The sequence below is a fragment of the Micromonospora sp. CA-248260 genome (genome assembly GCF_050942205.1).
Lineage (GTDB): Bacteria > Actinomycetota > Actinomycetes > Mycobacteriales > Micromonosporaceae > Micromonospora > Micromonospora antibiotica.
Window position 1 is genome coordinate 6,419,362 of the sequence record NZ_CP192021.1, and the last position, 17,189, is coordinate 6,436,550.

Below are 17,189 nucleotides of genomic sequence, written 5' to 3' on the forward strand. Positions count from 1 at the left end.
ATTGCTCCGACGCTGGCACAACACCGGGCGTACCGCGAGTGTTCCTGGGGGTGGACTTGTGGCTCAGGAGGCCGGGTCGTCCCGTTCGCCGGTCAACTGCCAGGCCCGGACACCGCCGACGATTCCGGCCGTGTTGGGCACGATCACCACGTCGTCGCCCATCCGGGCCACCTGCTCGGGCCGGATCAGCCGCGAGTTGCCGCCACCGAGATAGAGCCGGTCCCAGCGGAACACCGGGCGCAGCCCGTCCACCACCTGCCGGATGCGCCGGGACCAGAAGGCGTCGCCGAGCCGCCGCCGCTCCGGCTCCCCCACGTACGTGTCGTAGGTGGTGCCCCAGCGGACCGGGGCGTGCGACAGCTCCAGGTGCGGGGCGAGCCGCCCACCGTCGAACAGCGCGCTGCCCAGCCCGGTGCCGAGGGTCAGCACCAGCTCGCAGCCGGTGCCGGCGACCACCCCCGCACCGTGCACCTCGGCGTCGTTGAGCACCAGCGCCGGCATCCCGAACGCCTCGGTGACCGCCCGTCGGGCGTCGTACCCGGACCACTCGGCGAGCAGGTCGGGGTCGACGCGGCTGCGCGGCCCGGAGCGGGTCACGTAGTGCGGCGTGGCCACCACGACCCCGTGCCGGATCATGCCCGGCATCCCCACCGTGACCCGGTCGGCCGAGGGCAGCCGCCCGGCCAGCTCCACCAGCGTCTTGACGAACAACTCGGGCGGCAACGGGTACGGGGTGTCCACCCGGATCACCGGTGCCCGCAGGTTGCCACCCCCGTCCAGCACCGATCCCTTGATGCCTCCGCCACCGCAGTCGACCGCCAGCGTCAATCCCACCCCCTCACCTTGCCCCACCCGCCCCGTTCCTCCCGCCCCTCCCCCACCTTTCGCCGACCGGTGCCGACAGCCCGCCCCCCGACCACCGACCCAGCCCCGACCCGACCACCGGCCCGGGAGACCCGACGACGGTGGTGACGGGCGGCGGGAGCGGCGGGAGCGGCGGCGGTGGGCCGGTCACCGGGGTCGGCAGGCGGGCCCGACGTGGGCCGGGCCGCGTGGCGTCCCCGCCCGGATCGACGGGCGATAGGCTCGGGGCCTCATGAGCGCCACGATGATCGCCAAAGGACTTGCCGCCGGGCACGGGGAGCGGATGCTCTTCAGTGACCTCGACCTGGTGGTCGCACCCGGGGACGTGGTGGGGCTGGTCGGGGTCAACGGGGCGGGCAAGTCGACGCTGCTGCGCACGCTGGCCGGGGTGCAGCCGGTGGAGGAGGGCAGCCTCACGCTGAGCCCGCCGGGGGCCTCGGTGGGCTACCTGCCGCAGGAGACGGAACGGCGGGCGGGCGAGACGGTCCGCGACTTCCTGGCCCGCCGGACCGGGGTGACCGGGGCGCAGGCGGCCCTGGACGCCGCCGCCGAGGCGCTCACCGCAGGCACGGCCGGGGCTGACGACGCGTACGCCGGGGCGTTGGAGCGGTGGCTCGACCTCGGCGGGGCGGACCTGGAGGAACGCGCCGAGCAGGTCGCCTCGGAGTTGGGACTGACGGTCGACCTGGACCACCCGATGACCGGCCTGTCCGGTGGTCAGGCGGCCCGCGCCGGGCTGGCCTCGCTGCTGCTCAGCCGGTACGACGTCTTCCTGCTCGACGAGCCCACCAACGACCTGGACCTGGCCGGTCTGGACCGGCTGGAACGGTTCGTCACCGGCCTGCGTGCCGGCACGGTGCTGGTCAGCCACGACCGGGAGTTCCTGACCCGGACGGTGACCCGGGTGCTGGAGCTGGACCTCGTGCAGCAGCAGGTGCGGCACTACGGCGGCGGTTACGGCGCCTACCTGGAGGAGCGGGAAGTGGCCCGCCGGCACGCCCGCGCCGACTTCGAGGAGTACGCCGACACCCGGGCCGCGTTGGAGAACCGCGCCCGCACCCAGCGGGCCTGGATGGAGAAGGGTGTGAAGAACGCCCGCCGCAAGGCCACCGACAACGACAAGATCGGCCGGAAGTTCCGGGCCGAGGCGACGGAGAAGCAGGCGGCCAAGGCGAAGCAGACCGAGCGGCTGATCGAACGCCTCGACGTGGTCGAGGAGCCCCGCAAGGAGTGGGAGCTGCGGATGGAGATCGCCGCCGCGCCCCGGGCCGGTGCGGTGGTGGCCTCGCTGCGCGACGCGGTGGTCCGCCGGGGCGACTTCACCCTGGGGCCGGTGAACCTCCAGATCGACTGGGCCGACCGGGTGGCGATCACCGGGGCGAACGGTTCCGGCAAGACCACCCTGCTCGGCGCGCTGCTGGGTCGGCTGCCGCTCGACGCCGGGCACGCCGCGCTCGGGCCGGGGGTGGTGGTCGGCGAGGTGGACCAGGCCCGGGGGCTGTTCCTCGGCGACCAGCCGCTACTGGAGGCGTTCGGGGCCGCCGTACCGGAGATGGCACCGGCGGATGCGCGGACGCTGCTGGCCAAGTTCGGTCTGCGGGCCGCGCACGTGCTGCGGCCGGCGGCGACGCTGTCGCCGGGCGAGCGGACCCGGGCGGCGCTGGCGCTGCTGCAGGGCCGGGGGGTCAACCTGCTGGTGCTCGACGAGCCGACCAACCACCTCGACCTGCCGGCCATCGAGCAGTTGGAGTCGGCGTTGGCCGGCTATCCGGGGACGCTGCTGCTGGTCACCCACGACCGGCGGATGCTGGAGGCGGTCAGCGTGCACCGGCGGCTGCGGGTCGCCGACGGGCGGATCGCCGAGGACTGATCCGTGCCGCCCGACGACCGCCGGGTGACAATGGGTCATGCTCAGATGGGAGTACGCGCTGCTGGTGCGCCGTCGCCAGCCGACCGCCTCCGACCTCAGCTGGGAGGTCGTCTTCGTCTGGTACGGCCCGGACGGCTCGATGACCGACGTGACCGCCTACGGCGACACCGCGCTGGCGCACCTGAACCGGGCCGGTGACCAGGGCTGGGAACTTGTCGGGATGAGCGAGGACCCGTCCCTGGAGGGCCACAACGAGCTGCACCGTTACCACCTCAAGCGGCCGAAGGCGGCCGGTGCGCCCCGGCAGCGCATCCGGGCCGTCGGCCGGCCCACCCGCCGCACCGGCGGCTGACCCACGGGTACGCGCTCCGCGCGCGGAGCCATCGCCCGGCTGGACGGTCACGGTCACGGTGGGGTCCGCCCCGGGCACCGGCTCGGCGATGGGCAGCAGAGCGGCGATGGGCAGCAGAGCGGCGATGGGCAGCAGAGCGGCGATGGGCAGCAGAGCGGCGATGGGCAGCAGAGCGGCGAGAGTTGGCGGCGACTGGTGTGCGGGACCGGAGAGCGGGTAACGGCCGGCGGGAGGTGGCCATGGTCGCGTTGGCGCAGGCACCGCCCTCGGCCGAACGGCTGCGGGCGCTCGACGGGTTCCTCGAAGCGGCCTGGGCCGAGCAGGCCCGCCACGACGAGCGGTTACGTGGGCTCCCCGTCGAGGTGCGGTTCGACCGGGGGGTCGCCCACCTGAGCGGGGAGGTGGCCGAACCGGATCAGTTGCGGCTGGTCCGCGAGCTGGTCGGCCGGCTGGCCGGGGTGTACGGCGTGTGGGGGCGGGTGCGGGTCGACGGCCGGGACCCGGTGGTGGTGGACCTGGGCTGCGGCGGCCAGAAGCAGTACCCGACGAACCTGGGGTTGGACATCTTCCCGGCCCCCGGGGTGGACGCGGTGGCGGACCTGTCCGGGTCGCTGCCGCTGGCCGACGACTCCGTCGACGTCATCTTCACCGTGCACATCCTGGAGCACCTGATCGACTTCCTGCCGCTGCTGGACGAGTGCCACCGGGTGCTCCGCCCGGGTGGCGTGCTGCACGTGATGAGCCCCTGGTGGGGGCACGTCAACGCGGTGGCGGACCCGACCCACGTCCGGCTGCTGGACGTACAGACGATCAAGGGGGTCTGCGGTCAGCGCCCGCCGGGCACCCCGCGCTGGCATCCGCTGCACGCCGGCTGCGACGGCGCGTCCATCTTCGCCGATCTGACCCCGCTGCCCGCCGACGCCCCACCGCCGGCACCGGCCCACCTGGCCCGCTTCTTCGACTGACAGCCGGCCGGGCCACGGCTCCGGCCAGCGGCCCGTTCCTGCCCAACGGGCAGATCCGGCCTCAGCGGACCGGTCCGGCCCAGCCGGCAGGTTCGGCCCGGACGGCAGGTTCGGCCCGGACGGCAGGTTCGGCCCGGACGGCAGGTTCGGCCGAGCGGGCAGGGCGGGCGTCAGGCGGTGCTCTCCCGGGGGGTCAGGCGGTGCGGGGCGGTGAGTTCCCGGGGTGGCGCGTCCCGGTCCCCGCCCAGCCGGCCGGCGAGCAGGTCCACGGCGAGCCGGGCGATCCGTTCCTTGTCCGGGGCGACAGTGGTCAGGGTGGGGACGCTGAACCGCCCGTCCTCGATGTCGTCGAAGCCGGCGACGGCGACGTCGGTGGGGACCCGCAGGCCGGCCTCGTGCAGGGCGCGCAGCGCGCCGAGGGCGAGGGTGTCGCTGAAGCAGAACACCGCGTCCGGGCGGGTTCCGGAGGCGAGCAGGTGGCGCAGGGCGGCGGCGCCGTCGGCGCGACGCCAGGCCGGGGTGGCGGCGACGAGGCGTTCGTCGTACCCGATGCCGGCCTCGGTCAGGGCGGCGGTGTAGCCGGCCAGCCGCAGGCGGGCGCCGGCCCCCTCGGGGGTGGGTTGCGCGCCGACGGCGGCGATCCGGCGACGGCCGAGGCCGATCAGGTGGGCGGTCACCTCCCGGGCGGCGGTCACGTTGTCGATCACCACGTGGTCGGCGGGGCCGTGGTCCACCCGCTCGCCGAGCAGCACCATCGGTACGCCGTCGAGGTCGGTGAGGTCGTCGGCGGTCAGCGACAGCGGGCTGAAGATCAGACCGTCGATCAGGTGGTCGCCGATGCCGGCGGCGGCGACCCGTTCCCGTTCCCGGCCACCGCCGGTCTGGTCGATGAGCACGGTCCAGCCGTGGTCGGCGGCGGCGGCCACCACGTGCCGGGCCAACTCGGCGAAATAGGGGATGTCCAGCTCCGGCACGGCGAGGGCGATCACGCCGGTACGACCCTTGCGCAGGTTGCGAGCCGACAGGTTGGGCCGGTAGCGCAGTTCGGCGAGGGCCGCCTCGACCCGGGCCCGGGTGTCCGGCCGGACGTGCTGGTAGCCGTTGACCACGTTCGACACGGTCTTGACCGACACCCCGGCCCGTTCGGCCACGTCCTTCAGTCGGTGCCGCACGTGGGCTCCTTCCCGCGTCCGCCACCGGACCGAATCGCGCGAGAGATCCTTTACAACGTTGGCGACAACGGTATACAAACGCGGAGCAGCGCATCGACCGTAGTCGCTCCGAGCAGCTCAGGGGAAGAGGTGGGCCCGTGCGTGCAGCACGGTTGACGATCGACCCGGCCTTCACGGTCGGCCCGGTGGACCGCCGGCTCTTCGGCTCCTTCGTCGAACACCTGGGCCGCTGCGTCTACGGCGGCATCTACGAGCCGGGGCACCCTGGGGCCGACCCGCTCGGCCTGCGCCGCGACGTGCTGGAGCTGACCCGGGAACTGGGCGTCTCGATGGTCCGCTACCCCGGCGGCAACTTCGTCTCCGGCTACCGCTGGGAGGACGGTGTCGGCCCGGTCGACGACCGCCCCCGCCGGCTGGACCTGGCCTGGAAGACCATCGAGACCAACGCGTTCGGCCTCGACGAGTTCATGGCCTGGGCCACCGCCGCGCAGGTCGAGCCGATGATGGCGGTCAACCTCGGCACCCGGGGCGTCCAGGAGGCGTGCGACCTGCTGGAGTACGCCAACCACCCGGGCGGCACCCGGCTGTCCGACCTGCGTCGCGCACACGGCGCGCAGCAGCCGTACGGCGTGCGGTTGTGGTGCCTCGGCAACGAACTGGACGGCCCGTGGCAGGTCGGCCACAAGACCGCCGAGGAGTACGGCCGGCTCGCCGCCGAGACCGCGCGGGCGATGAAGCTGATCGACCCCTCGATCAGCCTGGTCGCCTGCGGCAGTTCCGGCCGGGGCATGCCCACCTTCGCCTCCTGGGAGGCGACCGTGCTGGAACACACCTACGAGCAGGTCGACTACATCTCCGCGCACTCCTACTACGACCCGACCGACGGCGACCGGGCCAGCCTGCTCGCCTCCGCCGTCGACATGGACCAGTTCATCACCGAGGTCGTCGCCACCGCCGACCACGTGGCCGCCCGGCTGCGCCAGACCCGCAAGCTGAAGATCTCCTTCGACGAGTGGAACGTCTGGTACCAGTCCCGCGTCCAGGGCGACCTGGACGCGCGCGGCTGGGTCGAGGCACCCGCACTGCTTGAGGACGACTACACCGCCGTCGACGCGGTGGTGGTCGGCGACCTGCTGATCACCCTGCTCCGGCACGCCGACCGGGTCGGTGTCGCCGCCCAGGCGCAGCTGGCCAACGTGATCGCCCCGATCCGTACCCGCACCGGCGGGCCGGCCTGGCGGCAGAGCATCTTCCACCCGTTCGCCCTGACCGCCCGCCACGCCACCGGCACCGTGCTGCGCACCGAGCCGGTCTCGCCGCACTACGCCACGAAGCGGTACGGCGACGTGCCGGTGTTGGACACCGTCGCGCTGCACGACGAGGAGTCCGGCGGGCTGACCGTGTTCGCGGTCAACCGGGGCACCGACGCCCTCCCGGTGGAGATCGACCTGCGGGGCCTGTCCGGGCTGCACCAGGTGCAGCACCTCAGCCTGGCCGCCGGGGACGACCCGGACGCGATCAACACCGAGGCGGAGCCCGACCGGGTGACGCCCCGGGAGTTGCCCACCGTCACCGTCGACGGCGACCGCTGCTCCGTACGCCTGCCGGCGATCTCCTGGAACCTGCTGCGCTTCGCCCCCCGACCCTGACCACCCCGGGCCACCGGAACGACCGACCGGCGGCCCGGGGTGGCCGGCACCCCCGGGTCGTCAGGCCGGAGCACGCTCCTTGGCCCGGTCCTCGGCTTCGCCGGTGGCGAGACGGTTGCGGCGGTAGCCGTAGCCGAAGTAGATGATCCCGCCGAGCGCCATCCAGATGAGGAACCTGATCCAGGTCTCGATCGACAGGTTGAGCGTGAGGTACAGGCAGGCCAGCGCGGTGAAGATCGGCAGCACCGGGGAGAACGGGACCCGGAACGGCCGCTCCAGGTCGGGGCGCTTACGGCGCAGGATCGGCACCGCGATGGCGACGATCATGAAGGCGCAGAGCGCGCCGATGCTGACCAGATCGGCCAACGCGGACAGCGGCAGGAACCCGGCGAGCAGCGCCACCACCACCGTCATCACGGCGGAGATCCGGTACGGGGTCCCCCAACGCGGGTGGATCTTGGCGACGGCGGGCGGGATCAACCCGTCCCGGGAGATGGCGAACCCGATCCGGCCCATGGCCACCAGGTCGACCAGGATCACGCTGGTCAGGCCGGCCACGGCCGCGATGGAGACCAGCACCCCGGCCCAGCTCGCACCGACCGCGTTGAAGGCTGCGGCGATCGGGGCACCCCGGTCGATCTCGCCGTACGGCACCATGCCGACCACGACCAGCGAGACGCCGACGTAGAGCGCGGTGGAGATCAACAGCGTGCCGAACAACCCCAGGGTCAGGTCCCGCTTGGGCCGCCTGGTCTCCTCACCCAGGTTCGCCACCGCCTCGAACCCGGTGTACGCGAAGAAGACCACGGCGGCGGCGCTGAGCACCCCGACGAAACCGAAGACGGACGGCTCCAGCCCGAAGAACGCCTGCACGACCGGCTGCTTGATGCCGTCGTCACCGGCACCGGCCGGCTCGGCCGGCGGGATGAACGGGCTGAGGTTGGCGGACTTGACGAAGAACAGCCCGGCGACCACGACGAAGATGCAGATGGCGACCTTTACCAGCACCAGGATGTTGGTGATCCGGGCGGACTCGCGGATGCCGATGATGGCGACCACACCGAGCAGCAGCACGATGCCGATCGCGCCGAGGTTGACCACGCTGCCCTCTTCGGCGAACCAGGTGCTCGGCAGGCCGAACAGCTCGGCCAGGTAACCGGACCAACCCCGGGCCACCACCGCCGCGCCGAGCGCGAACTCCAGCAGCAGGTCCCACCCGATGATCCACGCGACGATCTCACCCATCGTGGCGTACGCGTAGGTGTACGCGCTGCCGGCGGTCGGCACGCTGGACGCCAACTCGGCGTAGCAGAGGGCCGCGAGCAGGGCGACCACCCCGGCGATGGCGAACGAGATCACCACGCCCGGCCCGGCGCTGTCGCGTGCCTCGATGCCGGTGAGGGTGAAGATGCCGGTGCCGATCACGATGCCGATGCCGAAGCCGGTGAGGTCGCGGGCACCGAGCCGGCGTTTGAGACCGGGGCTGCCGTCGCTGCCGTCCGCGTTGCCCTGGGCAACCACATCCTTGATCGGTTTGGTTCGCAGCACAGACACCGTACTCACCCCTCCCACCACCGCGACCGCCCTGCTGGCGACCGGTGCCGCGCGTTGCTACCCACCCACACCGACCACCAATCGCCCCCTCCCCACCACCAAAACATCAACCCCGTGTCCCCCAACGACCGCTTTCGGTCACCCCACCCCCATCACCCAACCGCCCCACCCACCACCCGCCACCCCTTGCGCCCACCCACCCCAATATGAAACTTTCCCCCCACCCCCACCCCCACCCACCCCACCCCTCGCCCCGGTGATCAAGAGGTTTACGTCAACTTTCGCGCGCTGGATGACGCAAACCTCTTGATCACCGGGGCGGGACGAGGTGGGACGAGGCGAGCCGGGACGAGGCGAGGTGGGGGTGGGGGTGGGGGGTGGGATGGGGAGATGGTGAAGGGATGTGGAGTGTGAAGGTGGCTCGGGTCGGTGTGGTGGGGTTGATACTGGGGCTGGTCGGCGGAGTGGGGTGGGGCGGGCCGGTGGGGGCGGTCGACGCGGCCGGGGCCGGGTTCGGCGGCGGGGGCGGCACCGTCGGCGGGGGTGGTGTCGTCTGTGCGGTCGATCCGGCGGTGCCGAAGCGGCAGTTCCGGGCGATGTGGATCTCGTCGGTGGTGAACATCGACTGGCCGAGCGCGGCCTCCCGTACCGCCCCGGACCGGATCGCCGCCCAGCAGGCGGAGTACCGGGGCTGGCTCGACCTGGCGCAGCGACTGCACCACAACGCGGTGGTGGTGCAGGTCCGGCCGACCGCCGACGCGTTCTGGCCGTCGCCGTACGAGCCGTGGTCGGAGTACCTGACCGGGGTACGGGGGCAGGACCCGGGCTGGGATCCGCTGGCCTTCCTGGTCGCCGAGTCACACCTGCGGAACCTGGAGTTCCACGCCTGGTTCAACCCGTACCGGATCTCCATGCCGGCACCCGGGGGCGCGGGTGCCGACCTGGGACAGCTCGCCCCGGACCATCCGGCCCGGCAGCATCCGGAGTGGACCTTCGCCTACCCGCCGGCCGGCGTCGCGGGCAGCCGGCTCTACTACGACCCGGGCGTCCCGCAGGTCCGTGAGTTCGTCCAGACCGCGATACTCGACGCGGTCCGCCGGTACGACATCGACGGCGTGCACTTCGACGACTACTTCTACCCGTACCCGAGCGGCACGTACCCGGTGCCGGACGATGCGACGTTCGCCGCGTACCACCGAGGGTTCACCGACCGGGCGGCCTGGCGGCGGGACAACATCGACCTGCTGATCCAGGAAATGGGGGTCAGGGTCAAGGCGGTCAAGCCGTGGGTGAAGTTCGGGGTGAGCCCGTTCGGCATCTGGCGCAACGCCAGCGCCGACCCGGACGGCTCGGACACCACCGGCAGCCAGTCGTACGACATCATCTCGGCCGACACCCGCAGGTGGGTCAAGCAGGAGTGGATCGACTACGTCGTGCCGCAGCTCTACTGGTACATCGGCCAGTATCCGGCCGCCGACTACGCCCGACTGGTGCCCTGGTGGGCGCAGACGGTACGCGGCACCCGGGTGCAGCTCTACATCGGCCAGGCGGACTACAAGAGCGGCGACCCGGCCTACGGCACGTACTGGATGAACCCGCAGGAACTGTCGGACCACCTGACGCTGAACCGGGCGTACCCGGAGGTGCTCGGCAACGTGCACTTCTCGGCGGTGCAGGTGCGGGCCGACCGGCTCGGCGCGACGAGCCGTTACGCCGCCGCGCACTACTCCCGTCCGGCGCTGGTGCCGACCATGGCGCACCTGCCGGCCAAGCCGCTGCTGCGTCCGGCACTCACCCGGGCCGAGCGGACCACCGAGGGGGTACGTCTGCGTTGGCGGCAGCCGGCCGACGGGACGGGCCAGCTCGGCACCGCCACGTCGTACGCGGTCTACCGCTTCGACGGGCCCGGCCCGGTCGAGGGGTGCGGGCGGGCCGACGCTGCACACCTGGTCGGCACGGTCCGGGCCGCCCCGGGGCAGCCGCAGTCCTGGGTGGACGGCACCGCCGAGCCGGGTCGGGCGTACACCTACCAGGTGACCGCGTTGGACCGGTCGTGGAACGAGAGTGCCGCCTCGTCGGCGCGGGTGGTGCGCTGATCGTCCTCGGACGCCCCGGGTGCTCCGGCACCCGGTGCATTCGTCTGTTTCGACGTATGTCACCAATACGTCGCCTCCACCACGCCCCACCGACGGGACATTGATCGAGACTGATCTAACTCCGGTGACCAACCGGTGACACACCGTACCGCCCATCCCGCGGAGGAAAACTTGTCCCGTCGTCTCGCCACCGCCCTCGCCGCCGGCACGTTCGCCCTGCTCAGCGTGCTCGGCGTCGGCTCACCCGCATCCGCCGCGGTGAGCACCTCGCAAAAGCTCAGCGTGCTGAGCAGCTGGACCCAGACCAGCGCCAGCAGCTACAACGCCTGGAACTCCGGTCGCCTCAACCAGGCCGCCTGGGCGGACTACGGCTTCGACTGGTCCACCGACTACTGCTCGTCCAGCCCGGACAACCCGCTCGGCTTCACCTTCAACCTCTCCTGCTACCGGCACGACTTCGGCTACCGCAACCACAAGGCGATGGGGATCTTCTCGGCCAACAAGGCCCGCCTGGACAGCGCCTTCTACGAGGACCTCAAGCGGGTCTGCGCCACCTACAACTCAGTCGTCCGCCCGGCCTGCACCAGCCTCGCCTGGACGTACTACCAGGCGGTCAGCATCTTCGGTTCGGTCGCCGCCGTCTCGCAGGCCGACCTCGACCGGGCCGCCCGGATGAAGGCCGACGCCGAGCGGGCCGCCGCCCGACGCGGCTGACCCACCGGCAGCCGGGCGTCCGGCGGCGCGGGCCGCGCCGCCGGACGCCCACGCCCACCGGTCGGTCTGTGCGCCGCGCTCATGTCCGCCGGATCGCCGCCGCGTCCGTCGGACGGCGCGGCGGGTCAGGCCCACTCCTCCCGACGTTCCGCATCGCGGCGGGCCAGCGGTCGAGGGGTGACCGCGCCGGCCGGTCGGGGGGTGGCCGTGCCGGTCGGTCGCGGCGTCACCACACCGGTCGCCCGGAACCGGACCGAGTCCGCCGCCAGATCCGGGTGCTCCACGGCGAACGCCAACGCCGCCGCCTCCTCCAGACCCAACTCGCCGCCCTCGCCGTAGGCCGCGTCGAAGGCCGCGTCGCCGAGGGTGCGCCGCAGCTCGACCTGCCGCTCCTGCCAGTACGTGGCGAAGATGCCCGGAGTGCCCCGCAACCGGGCCCGGGTGGCCTGGGCCGCGCCGAACAACCGGGCCGCCGTCACCGGCTCCCCGCCCAGCGCACACCGCACCGCCACCGCGTTCACCGTGTCGCAGGCCCGCCCGTGGTAGCCGTGCCCCATCCGGGCCCGCAGCGCCACCAACAGGTGGTCGTGCGCGGCCACCAGGTCGTGCCGGGCCAACGCCACCATGCCCAGCAGCATGTCCACCGACCGGTAGCCCCGCTCCACCGGCCGGGCCGCCTCCGCCGGGCGGGCCGCCCCGAGCAGCTCCGCCGCCTCCGCCAACGCACCCCGCCGCCACAGCAGCTCCGCCAGGTTGTAGACGGCCAGCAGGGCGTCCCCGCTGACCTCCAACTCGCCCGCCCAGTCGATGACCTCCCGGCAGACCCGCTCCGCCTCGGCGAACTGCCCCATGTCGACCAGCGGCGCGGCCCGCCCGGCGAGCACCCGGGCCAGCAGCCCCGCGTCACCGGCCTGCCGGGCCGCCGCCTCCGCCCGCTGCGAGAACCGCAGCTCCTCGGCGAACTCGCCGTCCGCACCGGCGTGCAGCGAGTGCAGGTGGTACGCCGCCGCCAGCTCCGCCTCGGGGATCGCCTCCCCGGTCTCGGCGATCCGCCCGTACAGCCGGAACAGCCACAGCCGGGCCTCCCGGGACAGCCCCCGCTCCCGCCACCACTGGTCCAGCCCACCGGCCAGCAGCAGCCCGGCCCGCGCACTGCCCCCGGTGGCCGACCAGCGCAGCGCCGCCCGCAACTCACGGGCCAGCGGGTCCACCGCGTACAGCGACAGGGTGACCGGCCGGCCGTCCGCCCCGAGGTGGGCCCGGTGCAGCGCGTGCTGGGCCCAGGCCACGTGCCGGTCCCGGGCAGCCTGCTCCTCGCCGGTCTCGACCAGCCGACGCGCCGCGTACGCCCGGATCGGGTCGAGCATCCGGTAGGTGCTGCCGGAGGCGTGCGGCTCGGCCAGCACCATCGACTTGTCCACCAGCACCGACAGCGGATCGAGCGGGTCGTCGGCGAACAGCCACTCCACCGTGGCCAGGTCCACCGGCCCGGCGAAGACCGCCAACCAGCGCAGCAACCGGGCGGACCGGGGCCCCAACGTCCGGTACGACCAGGTGACCGTGGCCTGCATGGTGAGGTGCCGCTCGGTGGCGGAACGCTGCACCGCCCGGTGCGCAGGGCTCGGCGGCGTCTGCCCGGAGGCTGCTGCGACCAGGTCCACGGTGTCCTGCTGGTTGCCCGCCCAACCCCGCTCGGCGGGTGGCTCCGGGGCGTCCCGCCCGGCGTCGAGAGTGCCCAGCATGTCGTCCAGCCGGGCGGCCAACTGACCGGCGGAGAGCACCCGCAGCCGGGCCGCGGCCAACTCGATCGCCAACGGCAGCCCATCCAGCCGCTGCACCACCCGGCGCAGGTCGGCGGCCTCCGTCCACTCCGGCGGGCGACCGCCCCGGGCCGCCGCCGTCCGGTCCAGCAGCAACGCCACCGCGTCGCTCTCGGTACGCCCCGGCTGCGGGTCGACCGCCAGCGGCGGAATCCGCCACACCACCTCACCGAGCAGGCCGAACGCCTCCCGACTGGTGGCCAGCACCCGCAGTCCGCTGCCACCGGCGAGCAGCCGGGAGATCACCTCGGCACAGGCCGCCGGCTGGGCGTCACAGGTGTCGAGGACCACCAGCATCCGCCGGACGGCCGCGTACTCGACCAGGGTGTCCAGGATCGGGCGGCCCGGTTCCGGACGGGCCCCGAGCACGGCGGCGATCGCGAACGCCACCAGCCCCGGGTCGGTGACCGTGGCGATGTCGACGAACCACACCCCGTCCGGGTACGCCTCCACCTGGCCGGACGCCACCTCGACGGCGAGCCGGGTCTTGCCGGCGCCACCCGCACCGACCACGGTGACCAGCCGGTGCCGACGGATCAGCAGATCCAGCTCGACCCGTTCGGTCTCCCGGCCGACGAACGAGGTGACCTGGGTGGGCAGGTTGTGCGCCAACGCCTCGGCGGTACGCGGGCGGGGGAACTGCCGCCCGAGCCCCGGCGCGACGAGTTGGAACAGCCGTTCCCGGTCGTCGAAGCCCCGGAGCCGGTGCAGGCCCAGGTCGATCAGGGTGGCCCCGGTGGGCAGCGGTTCGGCCAGCCGCGCGGTCGACGCCGAGCAGAGCACCTGCCCACCGTGCGCGGCGGCGGCCACCCGGGCGGCCCGGTGCACCTCGGGGCTGGCGTACTCGCCGTCGCGGGGTTCCGCGTAGCCGGTGTGCAGTCCCATCCGCACCTTCGGGGCTGCCTCCGGGTTGGGCCACTCGTGGGTGGACAACGCCCGCTGCGCGGTCAGGCAGGCGGTCAGCGCCGCCGACGCGTCCGGGAAGGCCAGGAAGAACGAGTCCCCCTCGGTCAGCAGCTCCGCGCCGTCGGTCTCGGCCAGCGTGTCGCGCAGCAGGCGACGGTGCTCCCAGAGCACCGGGCGATAGTCCGACCCGAGCAGTTGGGCCAGCCGGGTGGAACCCTCGATGTCGGTGAACACGAAGGTCACCCAACCGCTCGGGAGGTGGATCCGTGGCGACATTCGTGGCACCTCCGCCCTGACGTCGGGGTTCATGCTGCCCTATGGTCAACCGGTCACGCATCGTGAGAACGGTTGGGCGATATCGGACCCAAGGGGGTCACTGACCCTGGCGCACCGACGCGCCGCACCGTTACATCGGGTCGTTTCCGACCCGGTCACCAGCCGGTCCGGTCACCGGACGATCCGGTCAGCAGCCGCAGCCGCCCCCGCAACAACCGCCACCGGAGGCGGGACCCGCAGGGGCGCCACCGGCGCCGGAGCCGCCACCACGGCCGGTGACCGCCACGGTGGACAGGAGCTTGACCGTGTCGGCATGCCCCTGGGGGCAGTCGGCCGGCGCACCGGCCTCGGCCATCGGCCGGTTGACCTCGAAGGTGTCGCCGCAGGCGCGGCAGCGGAACTCGTACCGGGGCATGCCCCCACCCTACGGCCGGACCTGACTCCCTGGCCGACATGGGTGATACTCAAACAGTGGTGAGCGGCGAAGATTCGACGGTACGGCCCCTGCGGGCGGCGACCCCACCCGAGGACGTACCCCCCGCTCCGCGGCGCGGCTGGATCCCCCGGCCCCGCCGACCCCACCGGGCCCCCTCGTCCACGCCGGCCCCTACGGCCCCCGCCTCCCCGACGGCCGACGCCGCCGCTCAACCCCGGACCCCCGAGGTCCGGCCGCAGCCGACGACGCCCGAATCGCAGCCGACGACGCCCGGGTCGGAGCCGACCCCGACGACCGGCACCGACGGCACACCCGAACCGGCCGTGAAGACCGACGCCGAACCGGCCGCGAAGACCGGTCCCGGTGACGAGGGCGGGTCGGCCGCGAAGGGCGACGGGGACGACGAGGCCACGCCGGGTACGAAGCCGCCGGCGGGTGGCGGTGCGGTGGCGGGTCGGCGGCGGCGGATCCCGTTCGCGCACGCCGTCCGCCTGCCGCCACCACGGCAGGCGGTGGGCGCCGCGACCCGGGCCACCCGGGCCTGGTCCCGTCGTCCCAGCGGCCGGCTGACGTTGCCCGCCCTGTTCCTGTTCGCGCTGGTCGCGGCGACCGCCGCCGTCGGCGCGGTGGTGGTGCCAGGCGCGGTCCGGGCACCCCGACCGGTGGCGGTGGACGACCCCGCCACCACCGGCTCCGGGTTGCCGTCGGTCGCCACGACCACCGGGATCCCGGTGCTCCCGGGCGGAGGCGTCCCCTCCCTGCCGCCGGCCGGCTTCCCACCGGGCGGGGTCGCGCCGACCGGACCGGTCGCCCCCACCGCCGCCGGCCGGCCCGCCGACGCGCTGGGTGACTGGGCCCGGGTCACCGGCACCAAGGTGGCCGTCTCCCCGATCGCCATGCAGGCGTACGGTTACGCCGAGCTGGTGCTCGCCCGGACGAACCCGAGCTGCCGGCTGAGCTGGACCACACTCGCCGCGATCGGCTACGTGGAGTCCCGGCACGGGCAGGCCAACGGCGCGACGCTCGGACCGGACGGCCGGGCCGTACCGGAGATCATCGGTGATCCGCTCGACGGCAAGGGCGGGCGGTCCCTGATCCGGGACACCGACGGCGGGCTGTTCGACCGGGACACCGTCTACGACCGGGCGATCGGACCGATGCAGTTCATCCCCACCACCTGGGAGCAGGTCGGGGCGGACGCCGACAACGACGGCCGCAAGGACCCGCACGACCTGGACGACACCGCGCTCGCCGCCGGCAACTACCTGTGCCAGGGCGGCCGGAACATGACCATCCCCGGCGACTGGTGGGGGGCCATCCTCTCCTACAACGACGTCCGCCGGTACGCACAGGACGTCTTCGACAAGGCCCACGAGTACGGGCGCGCAAGCCGTACGTGAGGTGATCGTTCGCATACATTGGCGGACCGGACACTTCCCCCGAAGAGCCGTTGACGGCAAGCTAGACGCGTGATGGTGCGCGAGTGGGATCCCCGAACCGCGTCGTCCGCCGAGATCGGCTCCGTACTGGACACGCTGAACGCGGTCCTCGCCGCCGATCTCCCGCAGGACCCGCCCTGGCGGGAGGATTCCCTGCGGGAGTACCTCTCCGAGGTGATGCCCGGCGAACGACGCATCTCCTGGGTGGCGGAGGACGATCCGCCGGCCGGGGGCGGCCACGGCACCATCCTCGGGCACGTGCACGTGCTGCTGCTCGGGGACATCGGCGTGCTGGAGGTCCTGGTGCACCCGGCGGTGCGCCGCAGCGGGCTCGGCCGGGAGTTGGTGCGCACCGCCGCCCGACGGGTCTACCAGGAGGGCTTCCAGTCGATCGGGGTCGAGGTCGTCGGGGACACCCCCGCGATCGGCTTCTACTCGTCGCTGGGCTTCACCCGCGAGTACGTCGAGACCCGCAGCGTGCTCGACCTGGGCACGGTCGACTGGACGGCGCTCACCGAGATGGCGGCCGGCGTCGACCCGGGTTACCACCTGGAGTTCTACCCGGGTGGGCCGTCCGACGACCTGATCGAGGCGTACGCGCGGGCCAAGGCCGAGGTGCGCGACGTCGACGACGGCGAACTGCGCCCCAGCTCGTACGATCCGCAGCGGCTGCGGGACAGCCTCGACACGCTGCACCGCCGGGGCATGAAGCCGTACATCGTGCTGGCCCTCCAGGAGCGCACCGGCACGGTGGCCGGCCTGACCGAGGTAGTGGTGCCGGTCCAGCACCCCACCCGCGCCGACCAGTACGACACCATCGTGGTGCGGGACCACCAGGGCTACGGCATCGACCGGGCGATCAAGGCGCGGATGCTGCTGGAGCTGCGGTCCGCCGAGCCGGAGCTGACCGAGGTGCAGACCTGGAACGCCCAGGCCAACGAGGCGATGCTGAAGGTCAACGCCGAGTTGGGCTACCAGGCCGACCGGGACTGGTGCGAATACAGCGTGGACGTCGCCGAACTGGTGCACCGGCTCGACGCCCAGCGCTGAGCAGGGCGGCCGGCGGCGTCCGATCG

The 17,189-nt window shown here is 73.2% G+C and carries 13 protein-coding genes; 8 read left to right on the top strand and 5 right to left on the bottom strand.

Annotated elements, in window-relative coordinates:
• Positions 1 to 63: 63 nt before the first annotated feature.
• Positions 64 to 834: an ROK family protein gene (locus ACQP2H_RS27880; RefSeq protein ID WP_357538510.1), complete on the bottom strand. Its 771-nt coding sequence runs from the start codon at positions 832 to 834 to the stop codon at positions 64 to 66.
• A gap of 262 nt (positions 835 to 1,096) precedes the next feature.
• Here ACQP2H_RS27880 and ACQP2H_RS27885 point away from each other — a divergent pair, with 262 nt between their 5' ends.
• The 3 genes from ACQP2H_RS27885 to ACQP2H_RS27895 all read left to right on the top strand — a co-directional run bounded on the left by ACQP2H_RS27885 (position 1,097) and on the right by ACQP2H_RS27895 (position 4,051).
• Positions 1,097 to 2,734, top strand: coding sequence for an ABC-F family ATP-binding cassette domain-containing protein (locus tag ACQP2H_RS27885; protein WP_433229449.1), 1,638 nt, complete (start codon positions 1,097 to 1,099; stop codon positions 2,732 to 2,734).
• A 37-nt stretch (positions 2,735 to 2,771) separates the two neighbouring features.
• Positions 2,772 to 3,086 carry a hypothetical protein gene (locus tag ACQP2H_RS27890; protein ID WP_208568292.1) on the top strand — a complete coding sequence of 105 codons (315 nt, stop codon included), beginning with the start codon at positions 2,772 to 2,774 and terminating at the stop codon, positions 3,084 to 3,086.
• 239 nt (positions 3,087 to 3,325) lie between these two features.
• On the top strand, positions 3,326 to 4,051 hold the full coding sequence (locus tag ACQP2H_RS27895; protein ID WP_219464845.1) for a methyltransferase domain-containing protein: 726 nt from the start codon (positions 3,326 to 3,328) through the stop codon (positions 4,049 to 4,051).
• A 170-nt stretch (positions 4,052 to 4,221) separates the two neighbouring features.
• Here ACQP2H_RS27895 and ACQP2H_RS27900 read toward each other — a convergent pair whose 3' ends face one another.
• Positions 4,222 to 5,223 carry a LacI family DNA-binding transcriptional regulator gene (locus ACQP2H_RS27900; RefSeq protein ID WP_433229451.1) on the bottom strand — a complete coding sequence of 334 codons (1,002 nt, stop codon included), beginning with the start codon at positions 5,221 to 5,223 and terminating at the stop codon, positions 4,222 to 4,224.
• Positions 5,224 to 5,360: 137 nt separating this feature from the next.
• Here ACQP2H_RS27900 and ACQP2H_RS27905 point away from each other — a divergent pair, with 137 nt between their 5' ends.
• Positions 5,361 to 6,872, top strand: coding sequence for an alpha-N-arabinofuranosidase (locus tag ACQP2H_RS27905; protein ID WP_433229453.1), 1,512 nt, complete (start codon positions 5,361 to 5,363; stop codon positions 6,870 to 6,872).
• A gap of 60 nt (positions 6,873 to 6,932) precedes the next feature.
• Here the strand turns inward: ACQP2H_RS27905 and ACQP2H_RS27910 are convergent, their stop codons facing one another.
• On the bottom strand, positions 6,933 to 8,426 hold the full coding sequence (locus ACQP2H_RS27910) for an amino acid permease (protein ID WP_219464851.1): 1,494 nt from the start codon (positions 8,424 to 8,426) through the stop codon (positions 6,933 to 6,935).
• 410 nt (positions 8,427 to 8,836) lie between these two features.
• On the opposite strand from ACQP2H_RS27910, the gene ACQP2H_RS27915 reads away from it, so the two are divergent.
• Together ACQP2H_RS27915 and ACQP2H_RS27920 are read left to right on the top strand one after the other, a co-directional pair.
• Positions 8,837 to 10,522, top strand: coding sequence for a family 10 glycosylhydrolase (locus ACQP2H_RS27915; protein WP_433233702.1), 1,686 nt, complete (start codon positions 8,837 to 8,839; stop codon positions 10,520 to 10,522).
• A gap of 171 nt (positions 10,523 to 10,693) precedes the next feature.
• Positions 10,694 to 11,236, top strand: a complete 543-nt coding sequence (locus ACQP2H_RS27920) for a phospholipase (protein ID WP_208568298.1) — start codon at positions 10,694 to 10,696, stop codon at positions 11,234 to 11,236.
• A gap of 125 nt (positions 11,237 to 11,361) precedes the next feature.
• On the opposite strand, the gene ACQP2H_RS27925 is transcribed toward ACQP2H_RS27920, so the two are convergent.
• Entirely contained in the window at positions 11,362 to 14,238 is a 2,877-nt protein-coding gene (locus ACQP2H_RS27925) for an ATP-binding protein (RefSeq protein WP_357538040.1), read from the bottom strand.
• 187 nt (positions 14,239 to 14,425) lie between these two features.
• Positions 14,426 to 14,653: an FmdB family zinc ribbon protein gene (locus tag ACQP2H_RS27930; protein WP_208568300.1), complete on the bottom strand. Its 228-nt coding sequence runs from the start codon at positions 14,651 to 14,653 to the stop codon at positions 14,426 to 14,428.
• Positions 14,654 to 14,709: 56 nt separating this feature from the next.
• Between ACQP2H_RS27930 and ACQP2H_RS27935 the strand changes: the two genes are divergently transcribed.
• Positions 14,710 to 16,074, top strand: coding sequence for a lytic murein transglycosylase (locus tag ACQP2H_RS27935; RefSeq protein ID WP_433229456.1), 1,365 nt, complete (start codon positions 14,710 to 14,712; stop codon positions 16,072 to 16,074).
• Between the two features lie 72 nt (positions 16,075 to 16,146).
• Entirely contained in the window at positions 16,147 to 17,163 is a 1,017-nt protein-coding gene (locus tag ACQP2H_RS27940; RefSeq protein ID WP_208568329.1) for a GNAT family N-acetyltransferase, read from the top strand.
• The last annotated feature ends 26 nt before the right edge of the window (positions 17,164 to 17,189 follow it).

What these genes read in the sequence shown, in the direction of transcription:
- ACQP2H_RS27885 (WP_433229449.1), top strand. Translation starts at nt 1,097, where the DNA reads ATGAGCGCCACGATGATCGCCAAAGGACTTGCCGCCGGGCACGGGGAG.
- ACQP2H_RS27890 (WP_208568292.1), top strand. Translation starts at nt 2,772, where the DNA reads ATGCTCAGATGGGAGTACGCGCTGCTGGTGCGCCGTCGCCAGCCGACC.
- ACQP2H_RS27895 (WP_219464845.1), top strand. Translation starts at nt 3,326, where the DNA reads ATGGTCGCGTTGGCGCAGGCACCGCCCTCGGCCGAACGGCTGCGGGCG.
- ACQP2H_RS27925 (WP_357538040.1), bottom strand. Translation starts at nt 14,238, where the DNA reads ATGTCGCCACGGATCCACCTCCCGAGCGGTTGGGTGACCTTCGTGTTC.
- ACQP2H_RS27930 (WP_208568300.1), bottom strand. Translation starts at nt 14,653, where the DNA reads ATGCCCCGGTACGAGTTCCGCTGCCGCGCCTGCGGCGACACCTTCGAG.
- ACQP2H_RS27940 (WP_208568329.1), top strand. Translation starts at nt 16,147, where the DNA reads ATGGTGCGCGAGTGGGATCCCCGAACCGCGTCGTCCGCCGAGATCGGC.